The 20,378-nt window shown below is 41.6% G+C and carries 12 protein-coding genes; 11 read left to right on the top strand and 1 reads right to left on the bottom strand.

Annotated elements, in window-relative coordinates:
* Positions 1–566: 566 nt before the first annotated feature.
* The 4 genes from R7M92_RS12175 to R7M92_RS12160 all read left to right on the top strand — a co-directional run bounded on the left by R7M92_RS12175 (position 567) and on the right by R7M92_RS12160 (position 9,080).
* Entirely contained in the window at positions 567–2,693 is a 2,127-nt protein-coding gene (locus R7M92_RS12175) for a GTPase (RefSeq protein WP_318133461.1), read from the top strand.
* Positions 2,693–4,414, top strand: coding sequence for a GTPase domain-containing protein (locus tag R7M92_RS12170; RefSeq protein ID WP_318133501.1), 1,722 nt, complete (start codon positions 2,693–2,695; stop codon positions 4,412–4,414). Before R7M92_RS12175 ends, R7M92_RS12170 begins: the two co-directional genes overlap by 1 nt.
* 128 nt (positions 4,415–4,542) lie before the next feature.
* Positions 4,543–7,221, top strand: coding sequence for an ATP-binding domain-containing protein (locus R7M92_RS12165; RefSeq protein WP_318133460.1), 2,679 nt, complete (start codon positions 4,543–4,545; stop codon positions 7,219–7,221).
* Between the two features lie 455 nt (positions 7,222–7,676).
* Entirely contained in the window at positions 7,677–9,080 is a 1,404-nt protein-coding gene (locus tag R7M92_RS12160) for a hypothetical protein (protein WP_318133458.1), read from the top strand.
* 356 nt (positions 9,081–9,436) lie between these two features.
* On the opposite strand, the gene R7M92_RS12155 is transcribed toward R7M92_RS12160, so the two are convergent.
* Entirely contained in the window at positions 9,437–9,745 is a 309-nt protein-coding gene (locus R7M92_RS12155; RefSeq protein ID WP_053303062.1) for a helix-turn-helix domain-containing protein, read from the bottom strand.
* Between the two features lie 101 nt (positions 9,746–9,846).
* Here R7M92_RS12155 and R7M92_RS12150 point away from each other — a divergent pair, with 101 nt between their 5' ends.
* The 7 genes from R7M92_RS12150 (at position 9,847) to R7M92_RS12120 (ending at position 20,327) form a co-directional block, all read left to right on the top strand.
* Entirely contained in the window at positions 9,847–10,392 is a 546-nt protein-coding gene (locus R7M92_RS12150) for a hypothetical protein (RefSeq protein WP_053303061.1), read from the top strand.
* Positions 10,386–11,771 (top strand): DEAD/DEAH box helicase, encoded by a 1,386-nt coding sequence (locus R7M92_RS12145; protein WP_318133453.1) that lies wholly within the window; start codon positions 10,386–10,388, stop codon positions 11,769–11,771. The genes R7M92_RS12150 and R7M92_RS12145 overlap by 7 nt, the downstream gene beginning before the upstream one ends.
* A gap of 20 nt (positions 11,772–11,791) precedes the next feature.
* Positions 11,792–12,271, top strand: a complete 480-nt coding sequence (locus R7M92_RS12140) for a hypothetical protein (protein ID WP_318133451.1) — start codon at positions 11,792–11,794, stop codon at positions 12,269–12,271.
* Between the two features lie 160 nt (positions 12,272–12,431).
* Entirely contained in the window at positions 12,432–13,916 is a 1,485-nt protein-coding gene (locus R7M92_RS12135) for a sigma-54 interaction domain-containing protein (RefSeq protein WP_318133449.1), read from the top strand.
* 62 nt (positions 13,917–13,978) lie between these two features.
* Entirely contained in the window at positions 13,979–17,428 is a 3,450-nt protein-coding gene (locus R7M92_RS12130) for a DEAD/DEAH box helicase family protein (protein WP_318133448.1), read from the top strand.
* 134 nt (positions 17,429–17,562) lie between these two features.
* Complete coding sequence (locus R7M92_RS12125) at positions 17,563–19,140, top strand: class I SAM-dependent DNA methyltransferase (protein ID WP_318133446.1); 1,578 nt, start codon at positions 17,563–17,565, stop codon at positions 19,138–19,140.
* Positions 19,137–20,327: a restriction endonuclease subunit S gene (locus R7M92_RS12120; protein WP_318133444.1), complete on the top strand. Its 1,191-nt coding sequence runs from the start codon at positions 19,137–19,139 to the stop codon at positions 20,325–20,327. Before R7M92_RS12125 ends, R7M92_RS12120 begins: the two co-directional genes overlap by 4 nt.
* Positions 20,328–20,378 lie beyond the last annotated feature (51 nt).

Genomic DNA, 20,378 nt, shown 5'->3' with positions numbered 1-20,378 from the left:
ACGTCATAATTGTTCGTTTGTAGGGGTTATCAGTGATGTTAGGCATTGACATCTCAGTTATGAAGTGACTATTGCAATCACACAGTGGATTTGTCTTTTATATATGGAATCAATAACAAGATAGAAAAATATCGCCACTTCTAATTTATTGGCACGATGCCCTGGCACACTAGTAAAATTCGCACCACTCATTGCAATGGTTAACATCTAAGGTTATGTGAATCTACTTAAAGAAAACATAGTTCTTGTAGAACCACTACTTTCTTTGTTGATTGGGGTTATATTGAAAAGCTCATTTCTGTCCCGAATCTTCTCAGAACCTGCGAATGGGACACCTGACCAGACACCAATAAACTAAGTTAACCTAATCCGTACTTTAAGCTCTTGTACGTAACTTTTCTGTAATTTGCTTCCATAATTAAATTCCTACTCACATAACAGGTTGATATCAGTTGAGTTTCATAATAAATGGCAGCAACATAGGCGGAATACAAAGACGGAAAAGTCCGTCCATAAAGCGTTAAGCATACAAAATTGAGTGAATTATTCATTGTGAGAATAGATATATGAAGAAGCCGAATACTTATCGCAAAGCATTGAAGGATTGCGAAAAGATTGCTCAGGAAGAATTCAAAGCGGCGGTAAAGTTTAGTAAGCGTTGCGATCAAATTGTTAACAACCTAAACAATGAATTTAGCGATATTGCATGGAAGGCAGAACAAGTTACCGCCAAGGGTCAGGTTGCAGCAAAGGGATTGGCTGATATTCAAAGCTGCTTGGGTGCCGGTTATGAGTTGCTAAGGGCTAAGCAAACAAAGGCTTTAGAACAGCAGAAAGAGTCACTAAAAAGCTTTAGCGTTATGTTGTTTGGTCGCACTATGGCGGGTAAAAGCACTATACGTGAAGCCATTACTGGAGGAGATGGTTCAACTATAGGGATGGGGGCGCAAAGAACGACCCGAGACGTGCGTCAGTATGACTGGAATCATCTTCGTATTATTGATACACCGGGGTTTGGCGCTTATAACGGTGAGGAAGATACAGAGATAGCACGCAGCATTCTTGAGCAATCAGATGTGGTTCTCTTTTTACTCAGCGATGACAGTATTCAAGAGTCTACATTTACCGAGCTGAAATACGCCTATCAGTTGAACAAGCCTTTAATATTTGTTGTGAACGTGAAGAAAAACCTGGAGAAGAATGTTCATCGAAAAAAGGCGATAAAAGATCCCGATAGCTATATCTACAATGCTTCAGACCTTGAAGGGCACAAGGAAAGGTTGCGAAATGAAGCTTCAAAGCTGGGTATGAACCCAAGATACATCCATATTGTACCTATACATGCTCAAGCAGCTTTTTTGTCGACTCAGGAAGCCTATAGCGATCAAAAAGAAGATCTTTATCGAGTCAGTCGAATGGATAACCTTCTGGCGCTATTAACAGATGAAATTACACATAAAGGCCGTACTAGGCGAGTTCAAACGCTATTAGGATCGACATTAACCCATACGGATGAACTTGAGACATTGATTCGTTCCCAAAAAGAATCAGTGAAAGGACTGCTCAAGGAATATGCTAATACCCAGAAGCGTGTATATATATGGCACGAACGCCAGTCAAAAAGGGTGCCGGATAAGATTGAAAAAGATGTCGGACGCGCTTTTGCTCCTTTAATGAAGTCAATATCAAGTTTTGTTGATGACAATATTCAGTCTAATTCTTTTGGCAATAGACTCGACGATCACATTGCTTCTTTTGATTTAGAAGAACGCTGCAAAAATGTGGCAAATAATATAGCTGAAGAGCTTGCTGCTGATCTTGAACAATTCAATCGGGATATGGCTAAGAATATTGAGCTTGGTGGCAAGCTCAATATGGAGGGAAGTAAAAGGTCATTTGATCCTTTCGATTATAAACGCATGAATGGTTGGACAGCAGCCGGGTTAGGTGTTCTTTCTGCCATTGCTTTTGCAAATAGCTGGAATCCCATTGGTTGGGGACTAGCAGCGGCGGGTTTCGTGTTTGGTTTATTTCAAATGCTCTCTGATTCAAAAACCAAGAAGCTACAAATGGAAAAACGTAGTCGAACTAAAGAGATTCGTGATGAAATAGAAGTGCAACGGGATAATTCGATTAAAGAAATCACAAAATGGTTTCACAAGGATATCGAACGAAAGCAGATATTGCAGGTTAAATCGGAATTAAAAGAGGTCTGCATGGGGCTTGAGAAGTTTATTCAGTCTCTCGAAAAAGCGTTTCTCCAGCTTGACCAATTAGAACATGACATAAACGAAAGGTACTTGCTGCGGTCTATGGATATCGTGGCTTCCGATAAGTATCAAAAACCACAGTTTAAACGCATAGTCCGCCAACCCGGTTACGCTTGCTATTTCACCGTCACCAATCATTTTAAAGAGCCTGAGCTGCTCTCGTCGTTGCAGACACTTTTGGGTGAGCGGGTTAGAGTGGTATACGAAAACTCGGTAGAAAAGATGCTTTCTCATATGTTGGATCTTAGAAAAGTTAGGGCTCGAGTAGAAGGTGAAAATGGAGAGTATTTCATTTTTGCTAAAGAAGAAGATCTTGGACGGATTATTGGAAAGCAGGGACGCAATATTATGTTGGCTGCTGCTATTTGTAATATCAAGTTATCAGCAAAACCAATGCATGAAATGAGTGAGGTTTGTCATTAATGGAAGAGTTGAAGTTTAATCAGGCTAAACAGATGGTAGCGGCATTTATCGTTAATTTGTCTAATAGAAATAAGTTAACTGAACTGGGTCTCAGTTTTCCTAATCAAGACGAGTATCAAAATTCAAAGCTAAATATCGCTTTTGTAGGCCAATATAGCTCTGGGAAATCCTCTCTAATTAAAGGGTTAACAGGACTTGATGACATTCCCATTGGCTCAGGCGTCACAACCGATCAAGTGACTAAGTATAACTACAAAGATCTGGTTGTATGGGATACCCCAGGCATACTTGCTGGTGAAAGGGAGCAGCATGATGAAGCATCATTTGCAGCGATGGATCAAGCGGATTTGTTGATTTACGTGATTACAAATGAACTGTTTGATGATGTTGTTGGGGCTGCGTTTAGAGATCTATGTTTTACAAAAGGAAGAGAAAAAGAAATTCTTCTGGTAGTAAATAAATCTCAACGCGATTCAGGTACTGTAGAGACCAAATTAAATGGGATTGCTGAGGTTTTAGAACCTAGAATACCGGAAGACTTTCCTATTGTATTTGTTGATGCAGAGTCATATTTCGAGTCATTAAAAGAAGAGGATGAAGAAGATAAAGCAGAGTTAATGGCTCTATCCAACTTTAGTGGCTTTATCGAAGCTATTGACAAATTCTCCCAAGAGAGAGGTTTGCTAGGCAAGGTGACTACACCATTAGCCGCTATGCACACTCAATTAGAAGAGTTACTAGGCAAGTTGGCAGCTGAAGATCCGACGCAGGAAGCGCTGGTTGAACTGCTTCAGCAAAAGATGAGAATATTAAAGTCTAGTCAAAAGCAGCTTCAAGAGCAGTTTGATGGCAATCTAGCTGAAATGGAGCAAAATATTCTACTTATTGGTGATGAGCTGGCGGAGTCAGTGGATGATGGCCTCAATGAGGCGGATTTTAAGCAAATACAGCAGCGCTCTGCAGATGATGTTCTTACTCAAGTTAAGCAAACCCAACTGAAACTTGAGAAAATCGTCGATTCAGCTTTAAGTACTCTTGAATCTGATCTGCAAGAGTTGGATACAAGCCCGCTAGCAGAGTCACTCAAAGCCGCTTTGAGCGATCATTTTCAAGCTACAGAGCAACTTAATGCTAGAGCAGATATTGATATTGAAACGCATAATATCGGCGATAAATATGAGAGTTCGGTAAAAACACAGCAGACTCTTAAGTCTGCAGAGAAAGGATTCTCATGGCTATCAAATCAGGCGATCAATAAGACAGCTAAAGAAGGGATGAAAGCAGCATCGGGCAGTAACCTCCACAAAGCAGTCCTGGAGGTAGGACACTTTTTTGGCGCCAAATTTAAACCTTATCAAGCTATTAATATTGCTGAAAAGATTGGCTCAGTTGCGAAGTTTATCGGACCGGTTATGGCGTTAATCGGCGTAATCGTACAAATCAATGACGACATTCAACAAGAGAAATGCGCTGCAGACCGAATAGCTGCTAGACGCGATATTAGGAAGAATTATCGGGAAATATTTCTTGAGTTGAAAAATGAGTTTGTTAAACGTATGGATGAGCTATCAACATCTTTCTATACGACTGAAATTCGCCATGTTTCTGAAGCATTGCAAGACTTACAGCGCACATCAGAAGCGAATATTGAACAGCGACAACAAATTGAAAAGGCGATATCTGAATTAAACAATCTGCGCGATAGATTGGTCCTTGGGTAGAGTTACGAACTGTTTATCTCTGAACGAACCAAAGCAGGGTTAAAGGCTACATGAGTCAGAGGCCGTAAAGTTAATCTGACGACTTCTGATATCAAGAAAGCACTAGCTAATTATATAGAGAATTAATAATGGATAATGCACAACAAATAAAGCTGATTGCTAGTGAGGCTGTCGATGTAATGGAGAGTGTATCCAATGCTGCTGAAAAGTTTGCAAACAGATCTAAAGCTTCAAGTGGATACGCTCAACTAGCAAGTATCAACGCATTCACTGATACGCATGCTGTTGATAATATGTGTGAAATATCAAGTTCTATCCAAGCAGGGTATCGTGCTCTTGAGAATGAGCCAGCTATTGCAAGAGTCCTGTATCATGACGGGGTTGACTCTAAAATACTCTACATATCTCGTAAAAGCGCTCTCAATTTAGATGGAGACATAGCACTTGCCAGTTATGATTCCCCATTAGGCCATTTAGCTTCTCTACAAGTTGGGGATGAGGCAACATTAAATATTGGTGGTAAATCAGTATTATTAGAAGTGTTAGAAACTTTGACACTTAAACCTCAAAAAAGCACCAATGGTTGGGATTCTTCATTTTCTATTTTTACATCAGAAGATGAGGAATGTAGAACGTATGAGCCTTCTTTACGTCGATTGTTTGAAGAGGAAAAAGATCTATCCGATACGTCTTTTTTAGATTCGTTACTTAATGGTGGAGATTCCTCAACTGACTTTACTATGGGTGTTAAGCACCAAGTTCGTACAGCCATGAGTCTTAGAGACCAGCCAGTCTTAGATAAATTTCAGTCAGCTATTTTTCGCTTACCTTTAGATAGCCAATTAATCATTCTAGGGCCGCCTGGAACGGGCAAAACAACCACACTAATTAAACGCCTAGGTCAAAAACTAAATGTTGAATATCTAGACGTTGACGAACAAACTCAAATCAAGAACTTAAATGGTGGAGAAGCCAAACACAAAACCAGTTGGATCATGTTCACACCTACTGATCTATTAAAGCACTACTTGAAAGAAGCTTTTGCTAAAGAGCAAGTACCTGCGTCATCTGAGCAAATCAAAACCTGGGGAAGTTACAGCAACTATCTTGGGCGAAATGTTCTATCCATTTTACAATCGACAGGTAGCAGTGGCTTCGTTAAAAAAGATGATAGTTATCTCAATTCTAAAGCATGCTCTAATCTGCCTAAGTTTTATGAAGACTTTATTGATTTCCATAAAACTGCCGTCGCTAAAGAGTTACTAGCTAGCATCGAGCTTCTTAACAAGCTTGAAAGTTCAGAGCTTATAAGCATACAGTCCGCATTACAATCGGTCGCAAAGTATTTGGAACAGGGTAAGCTAATTGCTTTCTATGAGAATCTTGATAAGTATCAAGATGACATTCAATTACTCTTAAAAAAGCAGAAAGATAGCTCAGAGTCACTACTACGTGGGTCTTTAGCCTATCAGGTAAATACTGACAAAGGCTTTATTTCCGATTTGATCTCTGTGATTAATGATTGGAAAAAGAACAAACTATCTGAATCAATCATCGATGAAGAAGATGATGAAAATGAAGAAGATGAACAGATCGTTACTCCGCAACAACAAGCTTTTAGTGAATATAAGAAAGCTATTAATGCATTAGCGCGAGCTAAATACCTAAAACGAAGCCTTCCCAAAGATGGGCTACCTAACACGATCATACAGTGGTTAGGTACTCGACTACCTGAAGCGGATAAACTTCAAAATCTTGGTTTCTTAGCGATTCAAATGCGTGAGTTAAGGAAGTTCAAAAGTGCTGAATTAAAGTATTTAAAAAATATATCAAAACACTATAGAGCCTTTAGGAAATCTGAAGAAGTGCCTCAAACCTGGTTTGATCATCTACCAACTAAACCTAATCATATCGAGCAATCAGAGTTGGACGTGATTATTTTAAGTAAGCTAAAAATTGCAAGAGAACTGCTCAATGAAAACTTTGTTCGACAAAGAGTTGAGTTAAGTTCTTACCTCCAACTTCAATTAATTAACGAAACATTCAGAAACCAAGTCTTAGTTGATGAAGCGACCGATTTTTCACCTATTCAATTAGCGTGCATGGAATCGCTAACAACGCTTTCTATAGGTTCTTTCTTTGCGTGTGGCGATTTTAACCAAAGAATAACTCTGCTGGGAACTCAGTCCGTGGAACAACTTAGTTGGGTATCGGCAAATCTAAGATCTGAACCGATCAACATTGTGTACCGCCAAAGTAAATGCCTAAACGAGTTCGCCAAGGCGCTTCTCCAAGAGATGGGTGGCAATGTCGAATACAGCGGAGAGCTTCCAGACAAGTCGAACCATCAAGGTGTTAGTCCTGTTTTGCTAGAGAACGAACATAATATTCACACGCTTGTACGCTGGCTAAAAGATAGAATATCTGAAGTTGAACAGACTGCAGATGCACTACCTAGTATTGCAATTTTGGTAAACCATGAAGAAGAAGTAAAACCATTGGCAGAAGCTCTAACTGAAGAATTAGAAGATTTAAACATTAGAGCGGTAGCTTGCAGTGATGGACAGTCCTTAGGGGAAGGTAATGACGTTCGAGTATTTGATGTTCAGCACATTAAAGGGCTTGAGTTTGAAGCTGTATTTTTTGTAGGTGCGGATGTATTAGCTGACACTCAACCTGAACTCTTTGATAAATACCTTTACGTTGGTGCAACTCGTGCAGCAACTTTTTTGGGGATTACTTGTGAAGGTTCTGCTCCAAATTTAATAGATAAATTGCGGCTTTCTTTCCAAGAAAATTGGGGGTAGTCGGTTATTAGATGGATAAGGAAATTTGGCCAGCCATATGTAGGCTGGTCGGATAATGGCGATACTAGAAGTCATCCGAAAAAACAGAGTGCTCTACGGTTCGTAACTCAGAATTGTACTAAAGCTTCTCAAGTTGAACTTTTACCCGTGGCACTTTCTAACTCGAAAGTGTCCCTTTTATTTTCGGCAGTACCGCCAGGTACTCCTAGACAATAATATAGAAGAGATTCTAATTTGGATGTATCTAAAAACCACATACGGTCGGATGCATAAGTTACTATCTAATCTTGATTACTTATCAGAACCAGATTTTTCGGTCGAATGAATCATTGAGAGCATCGAGGCTAGATTGGATAGTTTCCGTAAGGTACTATCAGCATTGAAATAATTGTTGTAATTACGAGATTATGAACAAAGAGCCTCGGTCTCGTTCTATTTAATGTATGAGGGAGAGTATGGCGACAATCGCAATTCCACGTGTAAGTGATAATCTGTTACTTCAAGTTTTCATGAATGATGTCTTATTTCACTATGAAGAACTTGGAATGGATTCCACCTCCAAGGTGATAGTGTTAATCGCTAGTAATTCATATTGTGTCCAAGCTGTAAACGGGGCTAATGGCGATGGTTCGTTAAAGGATGAGTTTTTGGAGTCATTACGATCGTCGACAAATACGAGTTGTGCAATTGAGTCCATAGTTGTCCAAGATCCCACAAAAACTCATAGTTCAATTACCTACAGGCGTTCTACTGAATCTCTAATAGATCAACTAAGTACGGTTTCTAATCAAAGACTCCCAGTTGAAATGTTAGGGGTGTACACACTATTACAAACGAAACTTCAGATGAGTATCGGCTCTGCATCGACTGGAGAGATGCAATCTGATGTGTTTGCTGCTCACCATGAAGTGTTGACTAAGTTGGAAGGGCTAAATACCACCCTGATTGACAAGCAACATGAAAAAGTTAGGGCATTAGATGCTGAAAAATCAACATATCTTGACCAGAAAAATAAAGAATTTGCTTCTAAGCATGAAGCACTAGATGCAGATTACGCTGCTAAACAACAGAGGCTAGAAGACGAATATAAAGCAAGAAGTGAAGAGCTTGATGCAAGAGCCAAACTTATTGAAGATTCTGATAATACGACTGCTAGACGAAAAACAACTACGTCTATGCTTGAAGATGTTCAAGAAAAGGCTAAGTATTTCAACTTCTCTTCGTCTGTTACACTTCGTTCAATATGGGCAATTGTATTAACAGTATTGCTATTAGTTGCAGGTGCACTTGGTGCGTATGTCAGTGCATTAGAATTAAAAGAGCTTCATTATCAGTACCCTAGTAATGGGTTAGTGCAGACAGGAAAGTCAACGCTCACTGAAGTGTCGAAAGATGCTGCAGAAGCTAAACTAACCGCAATAAAGGAATCAAATTACGTTTGGTTCTTGTATATCAGAGCATTTTTGAGTTCCGCACTGTTTATTTCATCAGCTCTTTATATGATCAAGTGGTTTAACTCATGGGCAAACAGGATTGCTCAACAAGAACTGGATAATCAGCAATTTGTTCGAGATTTGAATAGAGCTCATTTGGCTGTAGAGATGTGTCTTGAATGGAATGAGAAGAAAGATGGTGATATTCCTGAGCGCCTATTAGACTCGCTTACGGAAGGGTTGTTCAAGGATAAAGCGCAACCTAACAATGAGATATTACACCCGGCAGAACAATTAGCTTCTGCATTAATCCGAAGCTCAGATTCGATCAAACTCCCTATTGGGTCTAGCGAGCTAGATGTAAGTGGTAAGAAACTATCAAAGCGAAAGCAATCAAAACCAATTCCCCTTGAAGCAGCCGAATAAAATCAAAAACGGTAGTAAGTAATATGTTTATCTACCAAACAAAAGACATACACAAACTACCGTCTTCACGCAGAGTCAATTAACAGATGGCAAGAAGCCTCGGAGTTGCGTATGAAAAACAGAGAAGCGTTTAGATAGAAGAAGCTCTGAAATTAATGGACGTTGGGTATCTCCCGGTCATTAGCAATAGAACTACATCATTGACTTCTTTTTCTGAAACTAAACCTACACATTTACAAGCAAAGCCCAAGTCCTACTCTTCTTAAAGAGTGTTCGGGACAACATGTCAAATTTGAATATTTTGTCACTAAAGAGCTCTAGCTGTGGAAAGTTAGGCCATAGAAAAGTAGAACGGCCTAAAGTTCACGGTTTAAACTTTCCAACAGCTTTGCCTTTTCTTTATCACTCATCTTATCAATTGCACATGCCAATTCAGCACTCAAATCGTTTCTACAGAAAAAGTAGTTTAGTGGTACATCTAATTCTTCGGCCATTCGTTCGAGTGTACCAATATCTGGCACGTGCCTGCCTTTCTCGTAGTGGTTCATTCGTCCACTCGCAGAACTTGGCTCCATACCAATTTTCACCCCCAAATCTTTTTGGGTGATCTTGGCTTTTTTACGCGCAGCTTTGAGCCTCGCTGGGATTGGGTTGTCTTTCTGCACTTACACATTTCTATTCAACCTTTAGGTAACTTAGATTGTCTAAGTTTTACTGATTTTTGTATACTTAGCAATCCTAAGTTTTTATTGTTTGTATTATTAACATGAAGAAAGTAACTAGAATTAACCCTTATATGTTTAACCTATTGATTGAAAGAGAGATGGATAATTTTTCAGTCATAGAGGCGAGGGATGTTTTATGTGACGGTGGTGAACCCTTCTCGAGCAAGGAGAAAGCGCGAAAGTATATCTATAAGCAGCTCTTGTCATATGAGAAAAAAGGTTGGCTTTCTGCCCTTGGAGCTCGCCGAGATAAACGTTACCAAATTACCAACGACTTTAAATTACTCACAACTAAACCTAAGCCGCTTAAGACTAGAAAAACTGAAGCCGATTTTACAACTATTCAAGCTTCCGAGGCTTCTATAACTGTATTGGAGAAAGAGAAGAAGCAACATGAAGGTGAGCTTGCGATTACGCTAGGAGAGATTGAAGAGTATAAATCGTTATTGATGCGCTTCCCAAACAGCAAACAAGACATGCTGCCTCTATTTAACGGAGCAAGAGAGCGCTCAGCCAAGCTATTAGGCCGAATCAATGCACTAACTAATTGGATAAAAGTAATCCAAGGGAATGACCAAAAATGTTAAGGGTGTGGCAAGCCGAGTGCGCAGAACAGGTTATTAATAAATTTACTTCAAATAAGCGACCACACTTTTTCTGCCAAGCAACTCCTGGTGCAGGTAAAACAGTTATGGCTGCAGAGGTTGCAAAGCAATTGTTTGCACGGCATATGATAGATTTGGTGCTCTGCTTTTCGCCATCTCTTTCGGTCGCTGAGGGGATGCAGAAAACATTCGCCTGGAAATTAAAGTGTTCATTTAACGGAGGGCTTGGATCTCTTGGAGGCTCTTACACTTACCAATCAATTAGATTTTTGGATGAGAACTTTTGGAAAACCGTCAATAAACATCGAATTTTGGTCGTATTTGACGAGATTCATCATTGTTCGTTTGAGAGCGATGGTCGCTCTAACTCATGGGGTTTAGATATTGTCTCAAAAATACAAGGGTTGGCACGATATACATTGGCACTGTCAGGTACACCTTGGCGCTCAGATCAGTTACCAATTGTTATGGCTGAATATTCTGACCCAGAAGGCATTCTTATTTGTGATTATCAATATAGCCTGCGACAGGCACTTGTTGATGGAGTATGCCGTAAACCAAAAATTGCTTTAATCGATAGCGAGCATTTAAGTATTAAGACTAGCAGTAACAACCACCATTTCGCCTCAATTTTGGATTGTCTTAAACAATCCGATATTTCTTACCAAAACCTCATCCATAATGAAGAGGCTATGAATTATATCTTGAATAGTGGCTGTCAAAAACTCTCTCAGATCAGGGAGTTGTCGCCAAATGCAGGCGGGTTAGTGGTGGCTGCTTCTATCAAGCACGCTAAAGACATTCAAAAACGGCTAGTTGAGCGATTTAATCAATCAGCCAGCATTGTGACTTACCATCATGTAAACCCATTAAGTGAAATTGAGTCTTTTCGTCATTCAAATGTTCAATGGATAGTGAGTGTTGGGATGATCAGTGAAGGTACGGATATCCCAAGACTGCAGGTTTGTTGTCATATGAGCTCAATCAAAACTGAACTTTACTTTAGGCAAGTCCTTGGAAGAATATTGAGAGTTAACAACTCAATTAACCAGGAAGCATGGTTGTATACCTTCGCTGAAGAGAGTCTGATTAAGTTTGCTGAGCGTGTAGAAGAAGACATTCCAGAATGTTGTATGTTTGTTGATATTGAAAACTCAGCACCATCATATTGTTTGGGGCCTCTTTCAGAAGAAACAGGCATTATTTCTACATCAAGAACAGGTGATGTTTCCAAACTTGAATGGGGTATTGGCTCTTATTCGGAAAGTGAGAATAGTTGTTTCTTAACCTCTGAAGAATCCGAACGCGTTAAGTTGGGTTCTTTTCGAGAGCGAATTATTGCGGCCTTTGATTATGTTTAACTTTAGTCAAGGAGTTATCAATGTGTTTTAAAAAACTTGATGAACTGGATGTGAGTTACAGTAACTATGAACTAGGTTTAGAGCGCTATGTCATGGGGATATGGGACTTGCATATTTACAGGCATCATGTGTTTCGCGTAGATCTGGCGGATTCATTGGTTCATAAGATTAATCAGGTAAATGCGTCGCTAGGGATTGCTGTGCAATCCATTGATTTAAATGACTATAAGAATAATTTTAGGTTATCAGAGAGCCTCAACAGTGTGATCGAGGAAAATGAATATCCTAAATGGATTTGGATTTACGGCATTAAAGCGCTAGGCGATACTTATTTTTCAGGTTGGCTGCGTTCTCGTTTAACGGTAAGAACTATAGAAAACTTAAGAGTGGTCTTTGTTGCTGATTCTCACCAGGTTTATCATGATGTCTTTTGCAAAAGTAGTGCTCCATTCTATCAATCTACGGTGTCGTTGCAGACTGAAATAGAGCAGCTAAGTTGAGCCTTAAAAGTTTTCCCCGTTAAGCTAACGATCGTTAGGCTAATGTTCGTTAGCTTAACAATGCTCTATGACTCACGAAATACAAATTAATTGAATATCAACTAAATGCTTAATGGGGTAAACTCCCTCCCTGTAAGTAAAATTAGTTACGGAAGTCAAAATGGCAACCTTACTCAGTTGGCTTGGTAGAACAGATCTTGATCAAATGAAGCTAGATAACCCAGCTTCAATTGCAACGATTGCTTTGAAATGCAAACCTCTAGACAGCATTATTATTCTTGCCAGTACCTGGGATGATGAATGGCATGACTACAAAGAGTGGTTGGAGAGAAAGCTGGCATGTGTGGGGCGTTCCAAAACCTCAGTGGTCATCCAACGTGTTCGATTGGCGTCGCCGATAGATTATTCCTCTATAACCAAAGTGATGCAAAAGCAGCTGAGCAATATTTCTGCAGGCTCGGAACATATTTACTTAAACCTCACATCTGGAACGCCGGCAATGACAGTTGTTTCAGTCTTACTCGGTAAGAGCATTGCTAAATGCCAGTTACTTCAAACATCACCCAAAGGTGAGTTAATCGAGGTTGATATACCCGTCGATTTCGCGACGGAATACACCAAATCCTCTACTAGCGCGATACAGTCACTGTCATCAGATGCCCCTCATTTAAGCTCGGCTTTTGAAGCTATAACAACAAAGTCGAAAATCATGCAGGTTCTAGTGAAAAAAGCTCACAGACTCGCATTATCTGATTTACCTGCGCTTGTCCTGGGTGAAAGTGGTTCAGGCAAAGAAGTCATGGCAACAGCCATTCATAATGCGAGCTCTCGCTCAGATAAACCATTCAGAGCCGTTAACTGTGGTGCATTACCAGAGAATTTGGTGGACTCAATTCTATTTGGTCACATCAAAGGGGCGTTTACTGGAGCGGATAAAGATCATTCAGGGTTATTTGAACAGGCAAATGGCGGCACCTTGTTCCTAGATGAAGTAGGCGAGCTGCCACTTAATGTCCAAGTTAAATTACTTAGAGCTTTGCAACAAAAAGAGATTACTCGAGTCGGTGACGTTAAATCAAAAGTTGTTGATGTTCGCATTATCGCAGCAACACACCAAGACTTGTTTAATATGACATCGCAAGGAGCCTTTCGGGAAGACTTATTCTACCGACTCGCCGTCGGGGTTATTGAAATGCCACCGCTTAGAGCGAGATCGGAAGACATTCCTGAACTAATATCAACACTAATGAACGATATCAATCAACAGGCTGACAAACACCCTCTGTTCGAAAGTAAGAAAATTTCCACTGATGCAATAAATTTTGCAAAATCCTATCCATGGCCCGGAAATATCAGGGAGCTTTGGAATACACTGAATCGCGCTGTGTTATGGTCCGAATCACCTACCATTTCTGCCGAAGACCTTCAATCATCAGTATTAAGTGCAGGCAGAAGGCAATCATCTCGGGGGGAGTTTTTTGTACCTGGGGATATACAGCAATACATTGATACTATTAAGAAAGATGCGGTTGAATCAGCTTTAGAGTATAGTCGCAACAATAAATCCAAAGCAGCTGAAGTACTAGGTCTAAAGAGCCATCAAACGTTAAGCGGTTGGATGACAAAATTAGGCATCGAAGAATAAGCAAGTTGGCTAAAACAGGGGTGGCACACCCATTGCTCATTGAGGTCAGGAGTACAATAAGAGTGAAAACGTCAGTGAACTTTGAACATCTAAGAAAAGACTGGCCAGAATTGGCTGAATTGGGTGCATTTGCCGAAGCTTATGCAGTGACAGATCCTCAAAGCTCGATGGTAAAACTTCGTTGCTATGTCGAAAAGATTGTAGGTTACCTATATCGAGAGCTACGTATACCTGTATTGCCAAATGCATCGGTTCACGACAAGCTAACGAGTGCTTCGTTTACTGCCATCATCCATAAAGATATTCTCGATAAATTTCATGCTGTGCGCAAAGGCGGAAACAAAGCTGCCCATGACGGATATGTCAATCAGCATGACGCACTCTGGTTACTCAAAGAATCCTACCTGATTGGTTGTTGGCTTTTCATTGCCTATGGGGATGGTTCCCAAGAAGAATGTCCACGATATTCTCAACCTGACAATGCTCCGCTAGAGGGTGAGTCTAAAGCAGATTTCAAGCGAAAAAACAAACAGCTACAGCAAAAGCTTGCCCAGAACAGCGAACGGCTTACACAGGCATTAAAAGAGCTTGAGGAGGCGAAAGAAGCCCAGTTGTTGGCCCAGCAGACTGCCAGTAAGCTCAAGTTGGAAGTTGATCAAACCAAAGCTGATAAGCTAAAGCGCAACACCCTTAAGTTGAAAAATAGCTTTGACTTTAACGAAGCGGAAACTCGTAAACGTCTAATCGATTCTGAGCTAAGAAGTGAAGGCTGGGACGTTGCACTCGCAGAGGTGAGCACTGAACAAGTATCCAAAGAGTACGAAGTAGATGGTCAACCGACTCAATCGGGCAAAGGTCGTTGTGACTACGTACTTTGGGATGACAACGGCAAACCACTGGCGGTTATCGAAGCGAAGAAAACCCGCGTGGACGCGCGAGCAGGGCAAGAGCAAGCCAAAATTTACGCTGATGCGTTAGAAAAACAATCGGGTCAACGCCCAGTTATTTTTTATACCAATGGTTACGATATCTGGCTGTGGGATGACGCTCAAGGTTACGTGCCACGTAAACTGTTTGGTTACTACTCTAAAGACAGCCTGCAATACCTCATCCAGCAGCGTACGCTGAAAAATGATCTTAACAGCACTCCGATTGATACCGAAGTCGCAGGTCGACTCTATCAAATGGAGTCAATCACTCGTGTTTGTGAACGATTTAGCGATAAGCACCGTAAAGCGCTGGTCGTGCAAGCCACAGGTACAGGTAAAACACGTGTTTCTATTGCATTGACCAAGCGTCTACTTGATGCAGGTTGGGCAAAGCGAGTGTTATTCTTATGTGACCGTAAAGAGCTACGCAAGCAAGCGGCAAACGCATTTAATGAGTTCACTAAAGAGCCGTTATTCGTAAAGGGGAAAAGCAAAAAAGAACTCGCGAGTAAAGCGCGTATCGTGATCGCGACTTACCCAGGCATGATGCAAACCTTCGAAGAGTTTGACGTTGGTCACTTCGATCTTATTATTGCCGATGAATCGCACCGCTCTATCTACAACAAGTATGGTGAGCTGTTTAAGTACTTTGATGCGCTGCAAGTGGGCTTGACGGCAACGCCAGTAGAGATGATTTCCCGCTCGACCAGCCAGCTGTTTGGCTGTGACTACAAAATGCCAACGGCGAACTATCCGCTAGAACAGGCGATTGAAGAGGGTAATCTCGTCCCTTTCAAAGTCGTTTCTCATACCACCAAGTTCTTGCGTGATGGTATTAAAGGTAATGAGCTCACTGATGAGCAGATGGCTGAGCTAGAAGAACAAGGCATCGACCCGAATGAACTCGATTTCGATTCAAAGCTGATTGATAAAGCTATCTTCAATAAAGACACCAACCGCCAGATCATCCGTAATCTAATGGAACGTGGTCTTAAAGATGTTGATAATCAATTGCCTGGTAAATCGATCATCTTTGCTCGTAGCATCAAACACGCAGAACTTATCGCCGATCTGTTTGCGGAATTGTACCCCGATTTGGGTGGTAACTTCTGCCGAGTGATTCACTCGAAATATGAACGAGCGGATGAACTGATCGACAACTTCAAAAGTGCAGAAGGCAACAAAGAAGAGATCACCATTGCGGTGTCTGTCGATATGCTCGATACCGGTATTGATGTGCCGGAATGTATCAACCTTGTGTTTGCTAAACCGATTAAATCGAAAGTGAAGTTTTGGCAAATGGTAGGTCGTGGTACCCGTTTGTGTGAGAACTTGTTTGGTCCTGGCGAACATAAAAAACATTTCTTGATCTTCGATCACTGGAACAACTTTGAATACTTCAAAATGAACCCAGATGAAGATGATGGTGCAAAAGGTAAGTCTCTTGCGCAAAAGGTATTTGAAGCGCGGCTAAACTTGGCTGATGAGGCTCTAAAACGTGCAGAGATGGATATCTTCGACGCAGTAGTTCCACAGATTAAAGCCGATATAGAGTCGCTTAACGACAAAACCATCGAAGTGCGTGAAAACTGGCAAATCAAAGCGCAGCTAAGTAATGAGAAAACCTTGCACCAAATGGCTCCGGATACCAAAGAGCTACTGCGCTCTACCATGGCCCCGCTAATGCAATGGAAACCGATTACTGGCGAGAGCGAAGCTTTGCGCCTCGATCTCCAGTTCTTAGAACTTGAGCTTATCAAACTCACACAACCCTCCAAGGTCGATATTGTTGCGATGCCGATTATGGACAAGGTCACTACACTATCCATGCACCTTAATGAAGTACGCAGTAAGGCCAGTTCGATTAAGCAGGTGCAGCAGCCTAACTTCTGGAATGACGCTGACCACCATGAACTAGAAACTTGCCGAAGCGAGCTTCGGACGGTAATCCATTTGCGTGATAAAGGCGCGACACCGCCTCCTAAGCCAACACCTGTATTGGACGTGAAAGAGGACGCGGCTGAATATCGCACTGAAGAGGTGAAAACCGATATTGTGACGGTGGACTACCAGATCTACAAACAAGAGGTCGAAAAAACACTGTCACCATTGTTTGAATCGAATGAAGTGTTGCAGAAAATACGCGCTGGACAATCAGTAACAGAAGCGGATTTAGACACGCTCAATGCGCTTGTGCATACCCAAAACCCAAGTGTTGATCTTTCAATTTTGAAAGAGTTTTTCCCGGAATCAACCGCAGGACTTGATCAGATTCTGCGTACCATTGTTGGCATGGATGCAAAAGCGATTGAAAATGAGTTTACGGCCTTTGTGCAGCAAGTGCATACCCACCTTAACTCGAGACAACAGCGCTTTATTGGCATGCTCAAAAACCACCTTTGTCGCTACGGTAGCGTCGATATTGAACAGCTGTACGATGCACCATTCAATCAAATTGATGATGCTGGCTTGGATGGCGTATTCCCAATCCCAGCTCAAGCGGATGTGGTGGAGCAGTTTGTGCGTCGTTTCAGTGTCCATTTGGGCGAGAAACAGCCAAGTGTTGAGAAAGTACTTAATTAACACTTTAGCCCCAGCAAGTCGATAAGTACACTAGACGCAATTCCAATTGACGCGGCTCAGGCTCATTAATTCATACCCCGAAGAGGGGAAAGCGACCTGCGTTAATTGCCTAAAAGATACATAGAGAACCGATCATGATTACATCAGGCGCATTAAAGAGCCAAATCAACAAACTGTGGGATGAATTCCATACGGGTGGCATCACCAATCCCCTTACCGTCGTTGAGCAAATTACCTATTTGATGTACGCCCGTATGCTAGACATGAGTGAACGTAACGACGAAAAGCGGAGTGCTCGCACTGGCAAACCCTTTAATCGCCGCTTTCCTGACGACAAACAACATGTCCGTTGGGAAAATTTCCGTCACCTTGGTGCAGAGCAATTGTACCCATTAGTAAAAGATGAATTGTTCCCATTTTTCAAGCAGCTGACTACGGAAGACACCCTGTTTGCTGAGTTTATGAAAGATGCGCAGCTCATGATCCAAAAACAATCGCTACTGGTGAGAGCGGTTGAGTTGGTGAGTGAACTGCCACTGGAAAACAAAGATGTAAAAGGTGACTTGTACGAATACCTGTTGTCTAAATTGACCACCGCAGGGATCAACGGCCAGTTCCGTACCCCGCGCCATATTATTCGCGCCATGATTGAAATGCTCGATGTAGAAGAAACCCACCGAGTGTGTGACCCTGCCTGTGGTACGGGTGGCTTCTTGTCTTCGACCTATGAATACCTGCTAGAAAAGTATTCATCTCCTGAAGGCGTAGAGAAAGAACAAGCGTTTGATACAGAGGGTAAGCCTGTACTCGATGTGTACGGTAACCCAGTGTTTAATTACCTTTATGCAGGTGATCTACTTTCTAACCGTTGGCACATTGACGAAGACATGTTCCACGGCTTTGACTTTGACTCTACTATGCTGCGCGTGGCAGCAATGAACTTGGTGATGCACGGCGTAAAACAGCCAGACATCCATTACCAAGACACCCTAAGCCAAAGCTTTATGGAACGTTTCCCTGATGAAGCGAAAAATGGCTTTGATATCATCCTAGCTAACCCGCCATTTAAGGGCAGCTTAGATGAAGAAGACGTCGATCCTGCGATTCTAAAAGTGGTCAAAACCAAAAAGACCGAACTGCTGTTTGTCGCGCTGATCCAACGTATGCTGAAAGTAGGTGGTCGCACTGCAACCATCGTTCCTGATGGCGTGTTATTTGGTAGCTCTAAAGCGCACCAAACCCTGCGTAAACACCTAGTAGAAGATAACCAGTTGGAGGCGGTGATCTCGCTACCAAGCGGGGTATTTAAGCCTTATGCGGGAGTTTCAACCGCTATTCTGATTTTCACCAAAGGTGGCAGCACCAATAATGTTTGGTTCTACGATGTTCAGGCCGATGGTAAATCGCTCGATGATAAGCGCACACCAATCAAAGATAACGATCTGCCAGACTTGGTGAAGCAATACAAAGCCTATCAAGCAGCGGTTATGGCAGGCGAATCAACCGAGCAGTGGTCAGACAAAACCCAAAAAGCGTTCTTGGTAACGAAAGATGACATCAAAACGAACAAATACGACTTGTCGATCAACAAATATAAAGAAGTGGTGTACGAGCAAGAAAGCTACGAAGAACCCAAAGTGATTCTAGGCAAACTTAAAGCACTAGAAAATGAGATCTTGGCTGACCTCGATGAGTTGGAGTCGATGCTATGAGTTGGCCATTGGTGAAGCTAGGCGACCTGTTTAAGGTTACATCGGGCGGAACTCCATCGCGCAAAAAGTCGGAATATTACGATGGGGGAGACATCCACTGGGTAAAAACTGGAGACCTCCACAATAAGTATGTTCGTTCAGCTAGCGAGTTTATTACTCAAGAAGGGTTGGATGGTTCTTCTGCTAGGCTTTACCCAAAAGGTACGGTACTGGTTGCAATGTATGGGGCGACGATAGGAGCTTGCTCTATTCTTGATATCGAAGCAGCAACTAATCAAGCATGTGCTGCATTCACTCCTAGTGAAAAAGTTGATCCGGTGTTTTTGTATTACTTGTTGAAGCATAGCAAACCAGCTTTTGTCAAAGCAGGTTCAGGTGGAGCACAACCCAACATTTCAGGTACCTTTCTTAAGAATTTTGAAATCCCACTCCCTCCACTAGATGAACAAAAGCGCATCGCTGCCATTTTGGATAAAGCCGATGCGATTCGCCAGAAACGCAAGCAAGCTATTGACCTTGCGGATGAGTTCTTACGCAGTGTGTTTTTGGATATGTTTGGTGATCCGGTGACTAATCCGAAAGGGTGGGACAAGAAACAACTCAAATCACTTTTATCATCTATTGATAGCGGGAAAAGCCCAAAATGTGATGGACTACCAGCGAATGTAGGTGAATGGGGAGTGTTAAAGCTCAGCGCAGTGACATCCGGCCAATATTTAGCCCAAGAGAACAAAGCAATGCTGTCGAAGAGTGATGTCGATGAGCGATTTGAAGTTGTTGCTGGTGATGTACTTTTTACTCGGAAAAATACTCGAGATCTTGTTGCAGCAGTTGCTTACGTGTTTGAAACAGAACCTCGTAAGCTAATGCCTGATCTAATCTTTCGACTAAATATTAAAGATAAGTGCGAACTAGAGCCTTTGTATTTGTTTTCGCTTTTAGCTAATAAATCCCAGCGTTCAGACATTCAGCAATTGGCAGGTGGTGCGGCTGGGTCAATGCCGAACATATCGAAAGCAAAGCTACTTGAAGTTGAAGTCCCTGTCCCACCTATTGTGCTGCAACGTAGATTTGCAGAAGTGGTAAGTAAAACAAGGAAGATTCATCAGCAAAATACTGAAAGTCAATCGAATAGCTTTTTGTTTTTCAATTCTCTTTCCCAAAAAGCCTTCTCAGGCCAACTATAAATTTCAGAGGTATCTTCGGATGCCTCTTTTTTGATCAAAGGTTAGGTAAAA

This window comes from Vibrio sp. Vb2880, from assembly GCF_033337975.1.
GTDB classification, from domain to species: domain Bacteria; phylum Pseudomonadota; class Gammaproteobacteria; order Enterobacterales; family Vibrionaceae; genus Vibrio; species Vibrio alginolyticus.
Note: the sequence above shows the minus strand (reverse complement) of the source record. Positions and strands in the feature narration are given on the sequence as shown.

Excerpts from the sequence above, each read along its gene's own strand:
- R7M92_RS12175 (WP_318133461.1), top strand. The coding sequence starts at position 567 with ATGAAGAAGCCGAATACTTATCGCAAAGCATTGAAGGATTGCGAAAAG.
- R7M92_RS12170 (WP_318133501.1), top strand. The coding sequence starts at position 2,693 with ATGGAAGAGTTGAAGTTTAATCAGGCTAAACAGATGGTAGCGGCATTT.
- R7M92_RS12165 (WP_318133460.1), top strand. The coding sequence starts at position 4,543 with ATGGATAATGCACAACAAATAAAGCTGATTGCTAGTGAGGCTGTCGAT.
- R7M92_RS12160 (WP_318133458.1), top strand. The coding sequence starts at position 7,677 with ATGGCGACAATCGCAATTCCACGTGTAAGTGATAATCTGTTACTTCAA.
- R7M92_RS12150 (WP_053303061.1), top strand. The coding sequence starts at position 9,847 with ATGAAGAAAGTAACTAGAATTAACCCTTATATGTTTAACCTATTGATT.
- R7M92_RS12145 (WP_318133453.1), top strand. The coding sequence starts at position 10,386 with ATGTTAAGGGTGTGGCAAGCCGAGTGCGCAGAACAGGTTATTAATAAA.
- R7M92_RS12140 (WP_318133451.1), top strand. The coding sequence starts at position 11,792 with ATGTGTTTTAAAAAACTTGATGAACTGGATGTGAGTTACAGTAACTAT.
- R7M92_RS12135 (WP_318133449.1), top strand. The coding sequence starts at position 12,432 with ATGGCAACCTTACTCAGTTGGCTTGGTAGAACAGATCTTGATCAAATG.
- R7M92_RS12125 (WP_318133446.1), top strand. The coding sequence starts at position 17,563 with ATGATTACATCAGGCGCATTAAAGAGCCAAATCAACAAACTGTGGGAT.
- R7M92_RS12120 (WP_318133444.1), top strand. The coding sequence starts at position 19,137 with ATGAGTTGGCCATTGGTGAAGCTAGGCGACCTGTTTAAGGTTACATCG.